General features: G+C 48.3%; 11 protein-coding genes, 1 CRISPR repeat array and 1 riboswitch. Of the genes, 7 read left to right on the top strand and 4 right to left on the bottom strand.

What is annotated here, in order from left to right; genetic code table 11:
• The first annotated feature begins 123 nt into the window (after positions 1 to 123).
• Positions 124 to 207, top strand: a riboswitch (cyclic di-GMP riboswitch).
• A 240-nt stretch (positions 208 to 447) separates the two neighbouring features.
• The 5 genes from M2298_RS27060 (at position 448) to M2298_RS27040 (ending at position 6,274) form a co-directional block, all read left to right on the top strand.
• Positions 448 to 996 (top strand): GNAT family N-acetyltransferase, encoded by a 549-nt coding sequence (locus M2298_RS27060; RefSeq protein WP_217021972.1) that lies wholly within the window; start codon positions 448 to 450, stop codon positions 994 to 996.
• A 1-nt stretch (position 997) separates the two neighbouring features.
• A complete protein-coding gene (locus tag M2298_RS27055) occupies positions 998 to 2,461 on the top strand; it encodes a methyl-accepting chemotaxis protein (protein WP_122962689.1) in 1,464 nt (487 codons plus the stop codon).
• A gap of 234 nt (positions 2,462 to 2,695) precedes the next feature.
• On the top strand, positions 2,696 to 4,315 hold the full coding sequence (locus M2298_RS27050; protein ID WP_173598129.1) for a sensor domain-containing diguanylate cyclase: 1,620 nt from the start codon (positions 2,696 to 2,698) through the stop codon (positions 4,313 to 4,315).
• A 245-nt stretch (positions 4,316 to 4,560) separates the two neighbouring features.
• On the top strand, positions 4,561 to 5,016 hold the full coding sequence (locus tag M2298_RS27045) for a MarR family winged helix-turn-helix transcriptional regulator (RefSeq protein WP_173600154.1): 456 nt from the start codon (positions 4,561 to 4,563) through the stop codon (positions 5,014 to 5,016).
• Between the two features lie 61 nt (positions 5,017 to 5,077).
• The gene (locus tag M2298_RS27040) at positions 5,078 to 6,274 is read left to right on the top strand and encodes an MFS transporter (protein WP_122962686.1); all 1,197 of its coding nucleotides are present in this window, start codon (positions 5,078 to 5,080) and stop codon (positions 6,272 to 6,274) included.
• Between the two features lie 190 nt (positions 6,275 to 6,464).
• Here M2298_RS27040 and M2298_RS27035 read toward each other — a convergent pair whose 3' ends face one another.
• Positions 6,465 to 7,154, bottom strand: a complete 690-nt coding sequence (locus tag M2298_RS27035) for a response regulator (RefSeq protein ID WP_173600155.1) — start codon at positions 7,152 to 7,154, stop codon at positions 6,465 to 6,467.
• A 432-nt stretch (positions 7,155 to 7,586) separates the two neighbouring features.
• Between M2298_RS27035 and M2298_RS27030 the strand changes: the two genes are divergently transcribed.
• Both M2298_RS27030 and M2298_RS27025 read left to right on the top strand, forming a co-directional pair.
• Positions 7,587 to 8,882, top strand: a complete 1,296-nt coding sequence (locus M2298_RS27030; protein ID WP_217021840.1) for a helix-turn-helix domain-containing protein — start codon at positions 7,587 to 7,589, stop codon at positions 8,880 to 8,882.
• Positions 8,845 to 9,300 (top strand): ABC transporter substrate-binding protein, encoded by a 456-nt coding sequence (locus M2298_RS27025; RefSeq protein ID WP_254223217.1) that lies wholly within the window; start codon positions 8,845 to 8,847, stop codon positions 9,298 to 9,300. The genes M2298_RS27030 and M2298_RS27025 overlap by 38 nt, the downstream gene beginning before the upstream one ends.
• 158 nt (positions 9,301 to 9,458) lie before the next feature.
• A CRISPR array of direct repeats spans positions 9,459 to 10,143; the repeat unit is 36 nt; unit sequence GTGCTAATCCCGAAGCTTTCCACTAAGCTTTCGAAC.
• A gap of 352 nt (positions 10,144 to 10,495) precedes the next feature.
• Here M2298_RS27025 and M2298_RS27020 read toward each other — a convergent pair.
• The 3 genes from M2298_RS27020 to cas12b form a co-directional block, all read right to left on the bottom strand.
• On the bottom strand, positions 10,496 to 10,720 hold the full coding sequence (locus tag M2298_RS27020) for a CRISPR-associated endonuclease Cas2 (protein ID WP_233454212.1): 225 nt from the start codon (positions 10,718 to 10,720) through the stop codon (positions 10,496 to 10,498).
• A gap of 71 nt (positions 10,721 to 10,791) precedes the next feature.
• Positions 10,792 to 12,438 carry a CRISPR-associated endonuclease Cas4g/Cas1g gene (cas4g/cas1g, locus tag M2298_RS27015; RefSeq protein WP_280649326.1) on the bottom strand — a complete coding sequence of 549 codons (1,647 nt, stop codon included), beginning with the start codon at positions 12,436 to 12,438 and terminating at the stop codon, positions 10,792 to 10,794.
• Between the two features lie 45 nt (positions 12,439 to 12,483).
• Positions 12,484 to 15,810, bottom strand: coding sequence for a type V CRISPR-associated protein Cas12b (gene cas12b / locus M2298_RS27010; protein WP_280649316.1), 3,327 nt, complete (start codon positions 15,808 to 15,810; stop codon positions 12,484 to 12,486).
• Between the last annotated feature and the right edge of the window lie 733 nt (positions 15,811 to 16,543).

The following is a 16,543-nucleotide window of genomic DNA, read 5'->3' as shown; positions in this document are numbered from 1 at the left end:
TACCTTAATTCTGACTATTTTTATAAAGAATTGGTTATTTTTACCCTACCAAAACTTGACAAGACTGTTTCTTTTGGATTATATTTTGCATGATTCGACATGACTATACATTTTTCGCAAACTGAATGACAAAGGCAAAGTCATCGAAAGGTGGCGACGCAAAACCACGGGTCTAAAGTCTTCGACCATGACAGCCGGGTTGCCATACATCATGTGCGTAATTGTGCGATGATGGTGACTGAAAGCTGTTCCCGTGTGTGGAATGGCCTTTTTTGTGTGAAAAACGTCTCGACGTTTTTCAAGAAATTGGATGTGGCCGCTTGCGGTCAACAAAACGGTCATGGCCGTTTTGTGTGCAATCTCATAGAAAGGAGGCGCCAGTCCATCTATCAACAGTAAACTTGTACATGAAAAAACAAAAGAGAGATAAAAATGGAGTGGAGTATTATGTACAAACTGGTTGATTCAGTAGAGTCTTTGGCGAGTTTTCACCAAATCAAGGAGAGCGTTTGGACCTCCATGGGCTTTGAAATGGAATACGTCAAAAATGGTTCCGATGCTTATTTGCTATTGTCAGAAGATGACGAAGCAGGCGGTACTTTTGAATTTACGCCACATGAAAAATCTTCTGCTTTTCTCCGCAATTTGTTTCAGGACGTGTTGAGCGCCGATATGAAAGTGGTGGAAGTAGACAGTTTCGCTGTCTTGCCGAAATACCGTGGAAAACTGGGACGTTGGGGCGTTGCCCTCATGATCGATTATGCTGAAAAACACGGTTATACGCATGCAGTCGGTTTAGCAGACCCGGCTTTTTTTCAGTTGATTAATACAAAATACAACGTCAAAGCGACACAAGTGAAGGATATGGTCTATTACAAAGGGGCGAACGCCATCCCGACCATTTTTCACCTGCAGGAAGCCTATACAAGCAAGGACCATCCCGCATTTTCCTGGTATCAAACGCTTTGCAAACAAATAAAAGTTGAGGTTAGCTGACATGGAACTTTTACAAAGAAGAAATAATTGGGTCGTCATTGTTTTTGCAAGCATCATTACCGTGGTGCAAATCGTGAATCTCATCATGGGAGTGCCGATTTCCTTCGTCTTGACTGTGCTCGGTATTTTGTACGGAGTGCTGGCGCCGTTCGCGTATTTGTCCAATCGTCCGGCGTGGCGCGACAAAATGGCTCCATTCATGAAGTTTTTCAACTTCGCGGTAATCGGCATCTTCATGTTCATAATTACCGGGCTTGATCCTTGGCTGGTCAATATTATGACCATCATGTTCTTCGTAGCCGTCATGGGGATTTATCAGGACAGGCTGATCAACATTTTGACGATCGTGGCAGCGCTCGGGATCGTCACGTACTACTTCCTGACAAATGGCGAGGCGATTTTTTATACCTCCAATCCGGTTCATTTGATGTACTACCTGCTTACCTTCTGCTTCGTATCGGCAACAAGCATGATGCACGCGATATTCAACAACAGACTGCAACAGGAAAGCGAAGAACAGAAGCAACAGGCGATCGCTTCCAAAGAATCGCTGCAACGCATTTTGGATCAGATCAACGAATCGCTCAGCTCTGTGCAGGAATACCAGGAGAATCTGAACAAGGTGACGGATGGCGTGAATGTCCGGGCAGTTGAAACCGTCGCTTCCCTTCAGGAAATCATGCGCTCCTTCTCTGTGCAAACCGACAACACAAACGAGCTGCGCCGCGAGATGGGCACGACCAATCTCCAGGTAGAAGACATGACTCGTTCTGTCACAGAGATGCACGATTACGTAGAATCGACGAAAGAAGCGACCAATGAAAGCGGCAAGCGCATCAATAACATCGGCAGCGACTTTGAACGCTTCATCAAGGACATCCAGGATACGAACCGACTGATTCAAGAGCTGAACAAAGAAACGGAATCGATTGAAAAAATCATCCAAACGATCTCCGATATTTCGGCACAGACCAACCTGCTCGCACTCAATGCCACCATCGAGGCGTCCAGAGCCGGTGAGCATGGCCGTGGCTTTGCCGTCGTAGCGGATGAAGTGCGCAAGCTGGCCGAGTCTTCCAAAGTATCCTCCGAATCGATCTCGACCTTATTGATGACGATTCGCGAAAAAATGAAGCTCGTTTCCGACATGATCTCCGAGTCCCAGGTGTCTTTTGAAAAGAACAGCGAAGGCATTATGGAGGTCCAAGAAATGTTTACAAACGTGGACAACTACATGCACAACTTCGCGGAAAAAACCAAAAATCTGCAAGAGTTCATCGTCCACGTGCACAGCATGATCCAGGAAGTCAATGCAAAAGTCGAAGTCAACGCAGACATTACCGACAAGAACAAGGAAAGCCTCGAAGAAGTTCTCGTGCTCGTCTCTGACCAAAAAGAAGAGATCGTCAAAGTATCTGGCGGCTTCGAAAAGATCGAGCAACAAATTCGCGGCTTGAACACGTAAAAACCATTGGCAAAAATTCCACTGAAACTGTCCTCTTTTGAGGGCAGTTTTTTGCATTTATGGCAATAATGTTACCTAATTGTTACAACTGTGAACGAACCTCAACTTTTTTCCATCAAATTATTTTTTCTGCATAGCATGTCCTCCTGGTATCGCTTATAATACACATGAATTTTTTCCGTTTGCTTTCCTTCCATCATGGATCGATCCAACGCAAAGAGAGGCCATAGCCATATGCCTGTTATACATCGTTTCAAGCTGAGCCCGGGGAAAAAGATCGGTCTGACTGCCCTTCTGACGGGTCTGGTTTCCTTGTCCATCGTGTTGACGGTGACAATTTTGCTCATCGCATCTTATCAGTCCAAGAAGAAGTCACTGATCGATACCACGCTTACTTTGAACTATTCAAGCGCAAGCAAAATGAGTCAAATGATCAATTCCTTGTTCATCTCCATGCGAAGCAGCTTGCGTTATTCCGCCTCAGTCGTAATCGACCACCCCTCGCAGACGCAAAAAGAAGCCGACGAACATCTGGATATCCTTCGCAAAAGCAGCAACTATTTCAATTCGCTAACTGTCGTGGATGAAAACGGGATTATCCGCACCGTTTCTCCGGCGTCCATCGGCACAGTCGGCCAACACATTATCACCAAGGAAGGCAACTATGCCTTGGAACTGAAAAAGCCCTACATTTCCTTGCCCTACATATCTGCGAGAAGCAACCGCCATATTTTGTTCATGAGCGAGCCGATCTACGACAAAGAGGGCAAATATCGCGGCTTCATCGGCGGAACCATCTACCTCCAGGAGCACAACATCATGAACATGATTTTCGGCAGCGCGGCAACGGATACGACCGGATCTTCTTTTTCCATCGTCGGCTCCAACGGGCAGTTGCTGTTCCATCCGGATGAACAGTTGATCGGAAAAGATCTCAAATCCAATCCTGTCGTAAGGAAGCTGATGGCTGGGCGAAGCGGTCATGAACAAATGGCGAGCATACAGGGCGGGCAGTTGCTGGCCGGCTATGCCCCCGTTGCCGAAAACGGCTGGGGCGTCATGGTCACCTCTCCCATCGAGTTTGTCTACAACGAGCTGCATAGTCAGGTGAGACTGATGCTGGTTTATTTGCTGCCCCCTTCCCTGCTTTTGCTCCTGATTGTCATCAAGCTGGCCCACACGCTTGCCAGACCTTTTGTTCAACTTGCCGACCTGATGAGCAAGATGGGCTCGGAAAAAGTAGAGCTACCCCAAAATCGGCATCACTGGAACCGGGAAGCGGATTTGTTGACCAAAGCTTTTCGCAATGCTGCCAAAAAAATCAAGCGGAAAACAGACCGGCTAACGCATGAAGCAACGACCGACGCGCTTACGGGACTTGCCAACCGCCGCTCCGTCGAAAATTTGCTGCAACAATGGTTGCGGGAGAACAAAAGCTTTTCCATCCTGCTGTTGGATATTGATCGCTTCAAGCATGTAAACGACACCTTCGGCCATCCTGTGGGAGACGAAGTGTTGAAGCTGTTTGCCCAGATCATGACAACCTCTGTCCGCAAAAGCGATGTTTGCGGGCGGTTTGGCGGAGAGGAATTTATTGCCCTGCTCGGCGGCGCCTCCAGCGAAGATGCCTTTTCCATCGCTGAGAAAATCAGATGCAGCATGGAAAACAGTGTCACACCAACTGGCCAGACGATCACGGTTTCCATCGGGATCGTCAGCAGCACACGTCAGCTTCACTCTGTTCCCGCTTTGATTGAGCTTGCTGACCAAGCGTTGTATCAGGCCAAGCAGTCCGGCAGAAATCGGGTGGTAGTAGCCCAAACCGCGCAACCAAAAAACAGGCTTGATTCGTAAAAACTTGCGCGAGTGAACCCCTGTCTGTCACTCGCGAATAGCAGAGATCGCCTTGGACGCCTCGACGTTCAGGCGATTTTTTTATGCGCCCGTTGACAATATAAGCATCGGGATATATAGTTACTATAGTTAAGTTAACTAAACTAAATTACTTTGCAAGAGCTTTCTGATCTTGTCTTCTGTCTTCTCCCGGCTCATTTTGTTCGGACTTCGCGCAAATACTATTGTTCACGAGGAGGAAATCCATGCTTGCCGAATATCGAAAAATCGTCCATGAGTTGAACGATGCCTTTTACGAGTATTACATGTACTACAATAAAGTCGCGAAAAAGCTGGATGAGTTTCAGTTGACGCTTCAGCAGGAAAACTTGTTGCAGTACATCATTCGCAATGAACGGGTGACCGTCAACGAGATCGCCGCCTTTTTTTCCATTACGAAAAGCGCAGTCAGCCAAGTGTTGTCTCATCTGGAATCCAGGACGTTTATCAGGCGGGAAAGCAATCCGGAAGATCGCCGGGAGTCGTTTATCCTGCTGGGAGAAGCGGGGCAAACATACGCGGAGTTGATGGATGAAGCAGACGAAGCGTTTGTGAAACAATACTTTTCCCAAATCGACATGAGCGTGCTCGAACAAATGCTGGAAACGATCAAAAAGGTCAACCGGGCCATAAAAGAATCAGCAGATACAGAAAGCCGGTAAAAGCAAGCAGCCACGGCTGTGAGCGGATTGTAAATTCATTGGAGAGTTAGTGGGGAAAACCATGAAAAGGAACAACAACCAAAACTGGTCTTTAGGTTTAGTCTTGTTTAATTTATTTATTGCGTACGTCGGAATTGGCCTGGTCGTTCCGGTCATGCCGTCCTTTGCCCATGAGTTGAACCTGAGCGGAGAAGTCGTGGGCTACTTGATTTCCGCCTTTGCCTTCGCCCAGCTTCTCGCCTCGCCGATTACGGGCGTCTGGGTCGATACGTTTGGCAGAAAGAAAATGATTGTCTTCGGCCTGTTCTTGTTCGCATTCTCGGAGCTTATGTTCGGATTGGGCAACCAGGTCTGGATTTTGTTTTTGTCGCGAGTTTTAGGCGGAATCAGCGACGCTTTCATTATGCCAGCTGTCATCTCTTACATTGCCGATCGCACTTCGCTGGAAGACCGCGCTCGCGTGCTGGGCTATCAGGCTGCCGCCATCAGCGGCGGTTTCATCATCGGTCCCGGACTGGGCGGATTCATCGCAGAGCTGGGGATACGCGCTCCATTCTTTTTCGCAGCCGGATTTGCCGGCATCGCCGCCGTTATCTCGCTGTTTGTCCTGGAAGAGTCGCTGACGAAAGAACAAATGGCAAAAAATAAAGCGCAAAAAGTGAGCGTCAGCTTCATCGGTGAGATCAAAAAATCGTTCCGCTCGATCTATTTTGTGCCCCTGTTGATTGTGTTTGTGCTCTCTTTCGGCCTTGCCGCATACGAGATGATGTTCAGCCTGTTTGTTGATGCCAAATTCGGCTTCACTGCCAAAGATATCGCCGTCATCATTACCGTCGGCTCCGTTTTCGGCGTAGTTGCCCAGATCGCTTTCTTTGAGAAGCTGGTGGACAAGTTTGGCGAGAAAAACATGATTCAAACGACGCTCGTGACAGCCGCGCTGTTTATTTTTGCGACGGTCTTCATCAACAGCTATTGGGGAATCATGGTCGTCAGCAGCATCGTGTTTTTTGCCTGCGACTTGCTGCGCCCTGCTGTAACCACGCTGCTTTCGAAGATGGCCGACGAGGACCAGGGCTTTGTCGCCGGGATGAACTCCACCTATACAAGCCTCGGAATTATTGTTGGTCCCGCAGTCGGTGGCATTTTGTTCGACTGGAACATCAACTTCCCGTACATGTTCGCCGCTGTCGTGCTCTGCGCTGCCTTTGCGCTGTTTGTTTATTGGAAAAACAAGCTGCGAGCGCCAGCGCACGGGTAAAAACACTTGCGCAGCTGCGGAAGCGAGCGGATGTCGGGCTATCTCGGTTATTGCACGGCTTGGTTTTAACATGCTGTCGCTTTGTTACTACTGGACATGGAACTGCTTGTTTCTAGACACGGCACCGCTCGTTTCCAGCGGTGTTTTTTCTTTTCGCTGAGAACTGATCTCCCACTCGCTGCTACAGGCGCTACTCCTTCGCCCCCTGCTTTTTTCGTCTCCCCGGTCGGAGGCTTGGCGTAAAGAGTCCTCTTTCGTAAGCATACCGAACAAGCTGCGTCCGATTTTTCAACCGCAGCTTGAACAAAAGCTCCTTGAACTGCTTCCTGACCTCGTTCTCGGAAAGCAGCAACTCTTCCGCAATCTCACTGTTTTTATACCCTTTGCACAGGCAGCCGAGCAGCGCCATCTCCGTCGGATTCAAGCCAGGGCGGTTGAAGTGGCACGGCTTGTCTGCCATAAATTCCTGCAAAATATGATAACCCAGCTCACGCGGCATCGGCGCATCATCTATCAGCACAGAGCGCAAATATTCGTGCCGCGATGCGGGATGCAACGTCTTCAGCAAGTACCCTTGGGCACCGTATTTCAACGCTTCAAAAAAGCATTGCACATCCGTCGAATCGGACTGGACGATAACTTTGCTGCCAGGATTTTGTTCCTTGATTCGCGCAATCGCCTGCCATTCATCCTGATCCTGCAAATTCAAATCAATCAGCACTGCTTTTGGCGCAAACTTGTTGGCCAGCACTGCCGCTTCCGCAGCCGTATCGGTTTCAGCCACGACCTGAAACCCGCTATCCAACTGAAGCAGTCGCCGCAACTGCTCTCTTGCCTCCCGGTTGTGGTCTGCAATCAATACCGTAATCATCTCTGTCATGTTAGTTTCACCACACTCCGCTTTTTCTTAATCCTACTCCTGTCGGAACTGCTCCGAAATGCCCCAATCGGGTCATATTTCGTTAAGAAGCGATGACAATTCCATGGCAAAAAGTTCACAAAGAGCGAACAGCAGCTTCACATAAAAGCCAACAACAGCTTCATGCCTCTCGCGAATTTGCCTGAATGTGCCCTTGCTGATGCACCTGTCCCGGTTGATGCCGCTACGTGCAGGGCCAAACCGAAAAAGGGGGATTGCGTGTGCTCCGCTGTTTTTTGTCGCCCTCGCTCCTGCTCTGATCCGATGTGCCGACCTCTACTAGCTTTCCTCACCCTTTTCAAAGGACGCGTCCCAATTTCTCTTTGCGCCGCGAAACCAACTAATTGTATAATGGGCACGCAATAAATCCGTTTATAAATGAGGTGACAACCCTTGCCTCTTGATTTGCACCAGGATGAACATATTCAACTATGGCAACATGCCGATATTCAAATGGTTTCGATCCAAAGGCATACACTGGCGGCAGGCGCCAAAGCCTTTTCATTCTCTTTTCCCTCAAACGGCTTTCTCTGCACAAGCATAGGAAGCGCCCTGATGCTTTTCGACAACCAGATTTACTCCGCACATGGCATGCAGGTGTTTCATGCAGCCGCCAAAAGCTGGGTTGAACTGAACGCTGGCAAAGATGGCCTGGACTTCAGCCTGGTGCTGTACGAAGCTAGTGTTAGCCGTGCTGCTCCTGCCAAATTCGAAGCGCCTGTACATTCTCGTAAGCATTCATTCCACATGCCCTATTCCTTCACTCCTGCCCAGCCGACTCTGTTGTATGACATCTTGGAACAGATGCATGACTTGTCGCGCCAACAGCATGCGATGGCACAGTTTCAACTAAAAGCGCAATTTTATCAATGGATTTATCAGGTCGTGAAGCAATACCACTCACAATCGCCTGCGCCCCGGACGACGAGCCCGGTCGAACTGGTGACAGAAGCTCTCGAATACATGCTGGACCATTACGCCGAGCCATTGACGCTCGAATCGTTGGCTTCCGCGTTGAATTGCAGCCAGGGGCATTTGTCCAATCGCTTCAAGCAAGTATTGAACCGCGGCCCGATTGATTGCCTGATCCGCTTGCGGATGGAAAAAGCTCGCAAACTGCTGGCAGAAACCGCTATATCGCTAAAGACGGTTGCTACGGCAGTCGGTTATCAGGATGTGTACTATTTCAGCCATGCTTTCAAAAAACATTTCGGTTTGCCTCCCAGCCTGCTGCGAAAACAGCTTGCTGCAAATGAAAATCTTACATCCGCAGCAGGAAGAAATCACATTGTTGCTCCAGATGGGACATGTTATTTTGATAATGATAATTATTATCAAAATAACGACGGAGGGTCAAGTCACATGTTTATAAACAAAATGATGGTGCCCGCCAGCTTATTGTTAGCATTTGGTCTGCTGCTCGGCGCATGCGGCAGCAATCCGACCGAGTCGGCAACTGGCAACAAAGGCGGCAGCGCAACGGCAGCTTCACAACCCGCTGCAACAGCAGAGAACGATACCAAGCCTGCAACCCGCATCGTCTCCACATCGATGGGCGATGTGGAAATCCCAGCCCATCCGGAGCGGGTCGTAACAGATGTTGGGCATTATGCTGAACAAAGAAGCCAAGGCGGACTCATTGGTGCAAGACTTGGACAAACAAGTCGAATCAACCAAGAAGCGTATTGACCACATTGTAGGAAAAGACAAGACCGTTACTGTTTTTGACGGCGGCGCTGTTAAAACGCTTATCCTTTACGGCAACGCCTTTACCGGACGAACAATCCATGGCGAGTTGGGTCTGCCAATGAACGAAAATGTAAAACGCGACATCGACCCGAAAGTAGGCTGGCTGCAAATTTCCAGTGAAGTCATTGGAAAATACGCCAGCGATTATATTTTCATGGCTGTCGATGCCAAAGCCGAGTCATTTGATTACGCGAATGATCCAATCTGGAACACCTTGGATGCCGTCAAACAAAACCATCTGTACGAAATTGACGGTTACCGCTTCTATTTCTCTGATCCGATTTCTGTGATGGGGCAACTAGAGGATATTGCCGATATGATGGAGGAGAGGGAAAGGGCTAGTGTTAAGCGGGGATAGTGTGGTTTTGCAGGTTTCGGAGTTTTGCCGTAGGCTTGAAGAACAGAAAGATGCCCCTAACGTTGAAGTAGGGGCATTGTTTGTTATGCGGGGATTGAATTTTTTACTGAGTTTTCGACAGGCAAAAACAAGTATAACGTCAATGGAACAGTGACGTTGTGCTGATCTTGAAGCTTTTCACAAAGCTTTCGAACGCAAAACGGTGAAGCTCAAAAGCTGCGGTAATTGAGTGTTAACCCCGAAGCTTTCCACTAAGCTTTCGAACGGGGCTTGCTTTAAAAGCGTGCAAATGACACTCCAGCGTGCTAATCCCGAAGCTTTCCACTAAGCTTTCGAACAACTCCAGTCGGTGATTACCTATTAACGGGTTTGTTAGTGCTAATCCCGAAGCTTTCCACTAAGCTTTCGAACCATAATTACCGCAACGCTTTCTGGGTCTTCAATCAAGTGCTAATCCCGAAGCTTTCCACTAAGCTTTCGAACACGCTTTGCAATCATGGTGGCAGTCATGCGGATGCCTTGTGCTAATCCCGAAGCTTTCCACTAAGCTTTCGAACGATTCGTTCTGCAAGAACCAAGTAGCCTTTTGAAAGTGCTAATCCCGAAGCTTTCCACTAAGCTTTCGAACTGTGTGTCGTCAATTGTAACCTGGATTAATTTCCTGTGCTAATCCCGAAGCTTTCCACTAAGCTTTCGAACCTTAGCCATTGTCGCGGTTAAATACGAGCAGGAGCTTGTGCTAATCCCGAAGCTTTCCACTAAGCTTTCGAACGAGGAATAAAAATAGACCCCTATCAGGGAGCCCGTGTGCTAATCCCGAAGCTTTCCACTAAGCTTTCGAACTCCTTCCTTGCCGAAACCTACAACAACAAGGCTTGAACAGGGCTTTTTCGAGCGCCAGGAATTTCAGTATCCCTTTCCCCGTCTATGCACTCATTTCCAATGCACAATCGTTCAAAAAAGCTTACTCTCACAAGGATTTCGAGCATCTCCAGTGATTTTTGAGCTGCGGGGATGCTCGAAAATCAAACGCACATACTCAGTGGAACTTCGTGACTATTCGTGGTAGCCGCCCTGTAATGCAGGACGACAATGCACACGCACGAAATTAAAGCAAATCGACATACGGCCTCTAACCGTCGACTATCATCATTGTACTGTTTTCGCCTTGCCTCAACAACACACATCCACTTTCCTAGTAGATAAATTTAGTTAAGTCTCGCGGGAGGAACTCTCTTCCGACCGTGGCAATTCGCTTATCCAATTGGTCCTTGGTCACCGGGCCGATTTTTACAAACATGACCTGATCTTCTGCATGATGAATCAGCTCAGCCAGACTGACCTTCAATTTGACTTGCTGAATCTCTGTCAACTGACATAAGAACACGGAATATTGCACATGTTCCCCCTGTCCTTTCATCAACTTGAAAACCTTTCGCCATCGCTTCTGATCTGAAATATCGTAGCTCACCAGTACAAAATGTCTCATTTTTACCTCGTCATGAGCGGCGTATATTCAGCCAACTCGCCATCAAGGTATCTGGCCAAAAATCTTGCTTCCAGCTCAAGCATCCTCCGATAGCTTAACTTGTAACCGAACTGTGGATGTGTCATTGCTTTATTTAGCCGTCTTTCGTAAGCGGAAAAATATTTCTGGCGACCGCCCTTTTTCAAGTAACAGCTATCTTTTCCCCAGTAAAAATCATCCGGAGTGAGTTCTTTTGTATTCAAGGCGCGAATCGCTACGCTATCAGCGATCAATGCCCGATACGGTTCCATCAGATCAAGCGCCAAAGCTGGCCTCCCCGCTTCCATTGCATGGAAAAAACCAAACAGCGGATCGAGTCCTACATTGACACAAGCCGTATAGACATCTCTTGAGAGCAATGTATAGCCTAGCGACAAAAGAGCGTTAACCGGGTCTTTCGGCGGACGCCGATTGCGTCCATTCATCATGGCGATGCCATCAACCATTGGCTCCGCAAGCATCGTGGGAAAAGACTGCATATACAACTGCGCCGCTCGTCCTTCAATTCCTCTCGCCATGTCAAGCGATTCGGCGCCAAGCACCCGCTCCCGCAGCTCTTTCAATTCTTTTAAAACTGATTTTTCCGGACTGCCGTTTCGCCTTAACATGGTTCGTTGATTGGAAATCTTGGCGTAGATCACTCGCCTGGTAAGTGCAAGTGCAACTGGCGGCTCTTGAAAAGCACCGAACTGTTTGACCCTCGTCCGAATATTTTTGGTGAGCGGCGGAGAAGTAATTCCAGCTAATGTACCATGTGTCGTCAAATAACTGACATGGATGCCACAATTCATTAAGGTGTGTAGAAGTTGCGTGGAACACTGGACGTTTCCCATCAAGCTCACGTGTACCAAATCCTTGCTCGGGATTTCGTCAAGCTTTTCCCCTTTTAACGTAATCGTCAGACACTCGCCGGACCTTCCCAACGTAGCCCCTGGCTCTGCAACATACAACATTCCACCGTCTGGACGACTGGGAACAATTTTTCTGATATTTGCACTGACCCCTGTCAAGTAATTCGTCTCATCAGGCATGCAAACGTAGTTTAGCGAGCAGCGGAAGCATTTTTTCGAATCTTGCAAGGGCGGCGGCATGTCTGCATCTTTAAGTGCTTGCGCCTTTTCAATAAAACGTCGGGTAACGCTGATCAAGTCCTGGGAAAATTCAATCTGCACTTTCTTTTTGTTCCCACGATAGTACAAATAGCCATAGTCCGATTCATAGCCATTTGAGCGCAGCAACAAGCCTTGGGCACATAATTGAATCTGGTCATTGGGCCAGGCAGAGCCATCCAATTCATATTCACCTACAGAGAACGTATGCCCGCCATCTGGTGCCGACGAGTGCTTGCCTTCAACAGGAATCCACTGGTTGCCTTGTTCGACGCATACTGCATCCAGCTTTCCGGTAATGCCGAGCACCGGATCGCCTAGATTCAGACTGGATGGTGCCTCTCCCCACAACTCTTCGGGAGCCATTTTGTTTTTGCGCAAATTTGTCTCCGCACGCCTGTGCTGTGCAGCTCCTTCGATCGTGTCTACGCTTTCTTCAAACAGTCCTTGCACATGCATGATATGGTAAAGTCGCTCACAATACTGAATTTCATTTAACATGCGTACAGGTATCCAGGACAAGCCACACACTCTCCTTGAACACCTTTACCGAGTCTTCATCAAAAACCTCTCCCGCAATTTTCCGTACAGACGTCTTTTTACCTCACTCCAAAAATCTTTTTGGGTATTCCAGACAAATTCAGGAAAAAAGACTCCGCTAGGATCGCGGAACAATGTACGGTATGTGCCTTTCGCCTCTTCCGCTTCCTCGATGATTTCCTGGAAGTCTTCCAGTTGTTCGGGCGACTCAGACTCTTCTGTAAAGGTTGTTTTACCTTTCAGCTTGGCCTGGCTATCCCAAACGTATACGTCTTTCATGACTGTATCCGTTTTTTTCACAAAAAGACCTTTTCCCAGCTTCGCTTGCACCGATTTGGCCTTGGGAATGAGATACTCTTCCTCGCCTCGGATGAGAACACGGCAGCTTACCTTGAACAGCTCATTGTATCGCTGCCAAAAACGCTTTTGCAGATTCTGCGCCGCATTGATATCTGCCTGGAGTAATACTACCTCTTTGTCTCCGCTTCCGTTTGTCAAGGTCACGAACCATTCTCCACTGTCATCCGGAACAATGTCGCCAGGTCTTAACTGTTTCACTTGCTCTTCCGTCAAAAACTGCTCGCTGATTAATCTTTTCTGTAAGTTCTCAAAGCGTCTGCCCTGTAAATCATGGCCACTCACCATTTTGCACCGAATGCCCGGCGTTCCTGTCTTGGCGTGAAAACGAGAGGAATATTCCGCACGGACATCGCCAACTTGAATCCCATATGGCTCTGCCTGCATATGAACGTATTTGGGGATGCTGCGGTGTGCCCATTTCATCAAGGTGGAGTTTTCTTTTGTCGAACGATCCATGTTTGAACGGTACTGGCTCAGGTTTTCAAACAGGATGACCTGACAAGCCGGATACTTGGCGAACCACTCCAATTTCTTTTCGTCGTATACATATCCCAAAGCAGTCATGACGATGGCGTGACTTAACTGCTTCAACCGATCCTCTTTTACATTTTGGATATGCGTCAACAGGCGCTGGTGGCTGGTATGTCCTTGTTCAAAGCTGTTGATTTCCTGCGGATTTCTCGTCCTGCGGCTCCAAGAAATCAACAGCTTGCGCAGACTGTCCAATTCTTCTATGCTCCACATGCTCAGACCTGCGATGCCTTTTCGCTCGTCAGCATCAAAGCGTTTGCGCCATGCCTGAACGACTTTTCCTACATGCTCCTCTGCTTTGCGGTGTATTTGTACCACCGCTTGCTCCCAGCCGCCTTCCTTCTCACGTAAAGCATCTGTCAGGTCGCAGACGATTCCGTTCCAAAAAGTCCGGTCTGTTTGATCGAGCAGCGACTTTTGCTTCTCAAGCGCTTGACTCAAATGATCAAGCTCATCCGCTCGTTCTCTGTTCTGTTTCTTCGCCATGCGTATGACTTGGGACAATATTCTGATCTGAAACCTCACTCGTCTCTGCTGATCCTGCCTCTCGTCCCGTTTTTCCCTCACCTGTTTTTCTACCTGCTCACCAGGCAGTTTCAACATATAGCTCCGCTTATGGACAGCAACGAGCGGGGTTCCTTCAATCCAATAGGAAAAACCAGCCGCATTTGCATCGTTGCTCTCTTCTACAGAAAAAATGGAAGTCGCCGCAGCAGTTCGCAGCCCAAGGTCTATACTCATCACACGGAACCCGGATTCCAGCGATTCCACCCCGGACGAGTGGTTCTGCGAAGCCTTCATCCATTCAACAAGCTCCTCTGACTTGTAAGTAGTGACCTTTGGAAACTCATTGGGACGGCGAACGAGTTGCAACACTTGTCCATATGGCGACTGCAAACGGCCATTTTTCACTTCTTGCAAAGGTTCGAAATCGATGACAATGTTGAGATAGACACTGCCAATCTCCCCACCCTCGAAGTCTTTTTCTTCCTTTTCTAAATCGCCTCTTTCCAGCTGTAGCTTGGCTCCCCCCAAATGTCCGCTAAACGTCGATCCTGAACCCTTATCCTTAAACTCGATTTCTTGCTTGCCTTTGTCGTTTTTCTGCAACGTCACCTGTTGGTAAAACTGCTTGGACAAAGCCAGCTCGACCTCGACGTCCTGCTTTTCCATCCATCCGGATTCGTTTGGCCAGATCAGTTGACTAAACGTCACAAAACGCCTGCTTCTGGGGTTGTCTGCTTCCGCCGTCAAATAATAATCTTGCAAATTCCCTCCCCGCGCATCGAAGCGCACCCACAGTGGATGCTTCCGGGCATCAGGCAACGTCATAGTAGCGTTCTGCTTGGCTTCTTCCAAACGCTTCTTCAGCTCATTGCGTGCAACAAAATAATGGATGCGCTGCGGATTCCCTTTCCAGATCAGGTGGTGCTCCTCTTTCATCAGGTACTGAAAGAAATGGGCATCGCCAAATCGCCCCCTCAGCCGCTGCTGCACACGTTTGAGCGCCTCTCTGTATTGCTCGTGACTGGCATTGGGGAGAACTGTCGACCATTGCTCGTACAGTTCGTTCCAGCCTTTCATTTGCCGTTTGGTAATCCGATACTTGTCGTTAGCAGCGGTCATGTTTTCTATTAGCTCTTGCTCCCGTTGTTCTTCGTATTGCTCCAGCAAGCTGATCCATTCCTGGCCACCTTCCAACTGCTCGTTCAATTGGGTCATTTTTTCTTGCAGCTTGGAATATTCCTCCTGAACGCGCTTGTTCCAGCTCTCCCAACTGAGCAGTCTTTCAATCGCCTGTTGCAGCATGTCCCTGTCCCAGGTGCGCACAAACTGATTGGACTGAAGCGGTAGCCATGCGATGTCTGCTACGGTGTTCGTATACAGTGGAAAAATCGGCCTGATTCCGTATTCTTCCAAGGTGGTAATTACGGAAGCGGTCGGATCTTCTTCGCGTCTTTTTTTCCACTTTTCATAATCCTGCTCCCAAGTCGGGTCGTTGGCTTCTTTTTTCTTCTGCCAGGTCGGCTTTGCGCCTGCCTTTGAGGTACCTTTGCCGCCTTCGCTGTTCGGATCGACTAGCGGGCTGAGGAATTTTCGGCTAATGATCTGGGCGTCGCCACTTTGCCCAATCGAGGAGGGAACAAGCAGTTCATATAGTTGCCGCAGAGCTTCGAGCGCCTTGTCCAATGGGAGCGCTTGTGTATTTTTATCTGCACGATTTTTTTGTTGCTGTTCGCGAATATGACGAACCAGCTCTTCTTGCAGTTCTTTTTTTGTCTGTCCGCCAGTGCTCTCCTGACGAAAGAGCAAGAGCATTTTCATATAATAAGCGACGCCTTCGTTTAACAGCCGATGCGTTCGCCATATTCCTTTTCGGAGGTTTTGGGCTTCCGGGCCTGTGCGGGTTTTGAGCTTTAGTTTTATACTGCGGATTGCCATGGCTGGTGCCTCCCGGTTTGATTTTGAAAAGAGTTGGGCATGATTTTTATTTATTGTAAATCATTTTCATATTTTGGGGTAATAGGAAAAAGCCAATTCCACTGTTTCTAGATGAATTGGCTTGTGTTCTGATGAACCGTGAAGTTTTCTACTGGGGATTCGAAGAGCCGCAAGATGTATTTAGATATGCACGTGCTTGTTTCAAAATTTTCGAATGGACTGGCCGTTTGGTGCTGGCTTCATCCATCCCCGTGGTGCTAATCTTGAAGCTTTCTACTGAGCTTTCGAACATGGTCGATGGCGACGAGTGGTCAGTCCGAAAGCTGTGCTAATCTCGAAGCTTTCCACTAAGCTTTCGAACTTTGCATTCTCTTGTTGATTCGAGATAATTGAGCGTGTGCTAACCTCGAAGCTTTCCACTAAGCTTTCGAACGCCCAACATATCGAATGAGTGTAACGTCATTGCCAAGTGCTAACCTCGAAGCTTTCCACTAAGCTTTCGAACGTGACTTGGCTGCCCTGCTCCGTGTGTATGGCAGTGAGTAGTGCTAACCTCGAAGCTTTCCACTAAGCTTTCTGGATCGGCTACACTGAATTGGACAATTCTCTTAGGGTCTAGTAGATTGAAATCAAATCGGCATGGAACGGAGAGAATGTCATGGGGAAACGTGAGCGTCGGTCATTTACAGATCAATTCAAACAGCAGATGATTCAGCTTTATGAAAATGGCAAA

Origin of the sequence: Brevibacillus sp. 1238 (assembly GCF_029892995.1) — a bacterium.
In the GTDB taxonomy this organism is placed as follows: Bacteria; Bacillota; Bacilli; order Brevibacillales; family Brevibacillaceae; genus Brevibacillus; species Brevibacillus parabrevis.
The sequence above is the reverse complement of the archived record's forward strand: the minus strand, read 5'-3'. Positions and strand labels throughout refer to the sequence as shown.

Excerpts from the sequence above, each read along its gene's own strand:
- cas4g/cas1g (WP_280649326.1), bottom strand. The coding sequence starts at position 12,438 with ATGTTAAATGAAATTCAGTATTGTGAGCGACTTTACCATATCATGCAT.
- M2298_RS27035 (WP_173600155.1), bottom strand. The coding sequence starts at position 7,154 with ATGACAGAGATGATTACGGTATTGATTGCAGACCACAACCGGGAGGCA.
- M2298_RS27040 (WP_122962686.1), top strand. The coding sequence starts at position 5,078 with ATGAAAAGGAACAACAACCAAAACTGGTCTTTAGGTTTAGTCTTGTTT.
- M2298_RS27020 (WP_233454212.1), bottom strand. The coding sequence starts at position 10,720 with ATGAAAGGACAGGGGGAACATGTGCAATATTCCGTGTTCTTATGTCAG.
- M2298_RS27060 (WP_217021972.1), top strand. The coding sequence starts at position 448 with ATGTACAAACTGGTTGATTCAGTAGAGTCTTTGGCGAGTTTTCACCAA.
- M2298_RS27045 (WP_173600154.1), top strand. The coding sequence starts at position 4,561 with ATGCTTGCCGAATATCGAAAAATCGTCCATGAGTTGAACGATGCCTTT.
- cas12b (WP_280649316.1), bottom strand. The coding sequence starts at position 15,810 with ATGGCAATCCGCAGTATAAAACTAAAGCTCAAAACCCGCACAGGCCCG.
- M2298_RS27055 (WP_122962689.1), top strand. The coding sequence starts at position 998 with ATGGAACTTTTACAAAGAAGAAATAATTGGGTCGTCATTGTTTTTGCA.
- M2298_RS27050 (WP_173598129.1), top strand. The coding sequence starts at position 2,696 with ATGCCTGTTATACATCGTTTCAAGCTGAGCCCGGGGAAAAAGATCGGT.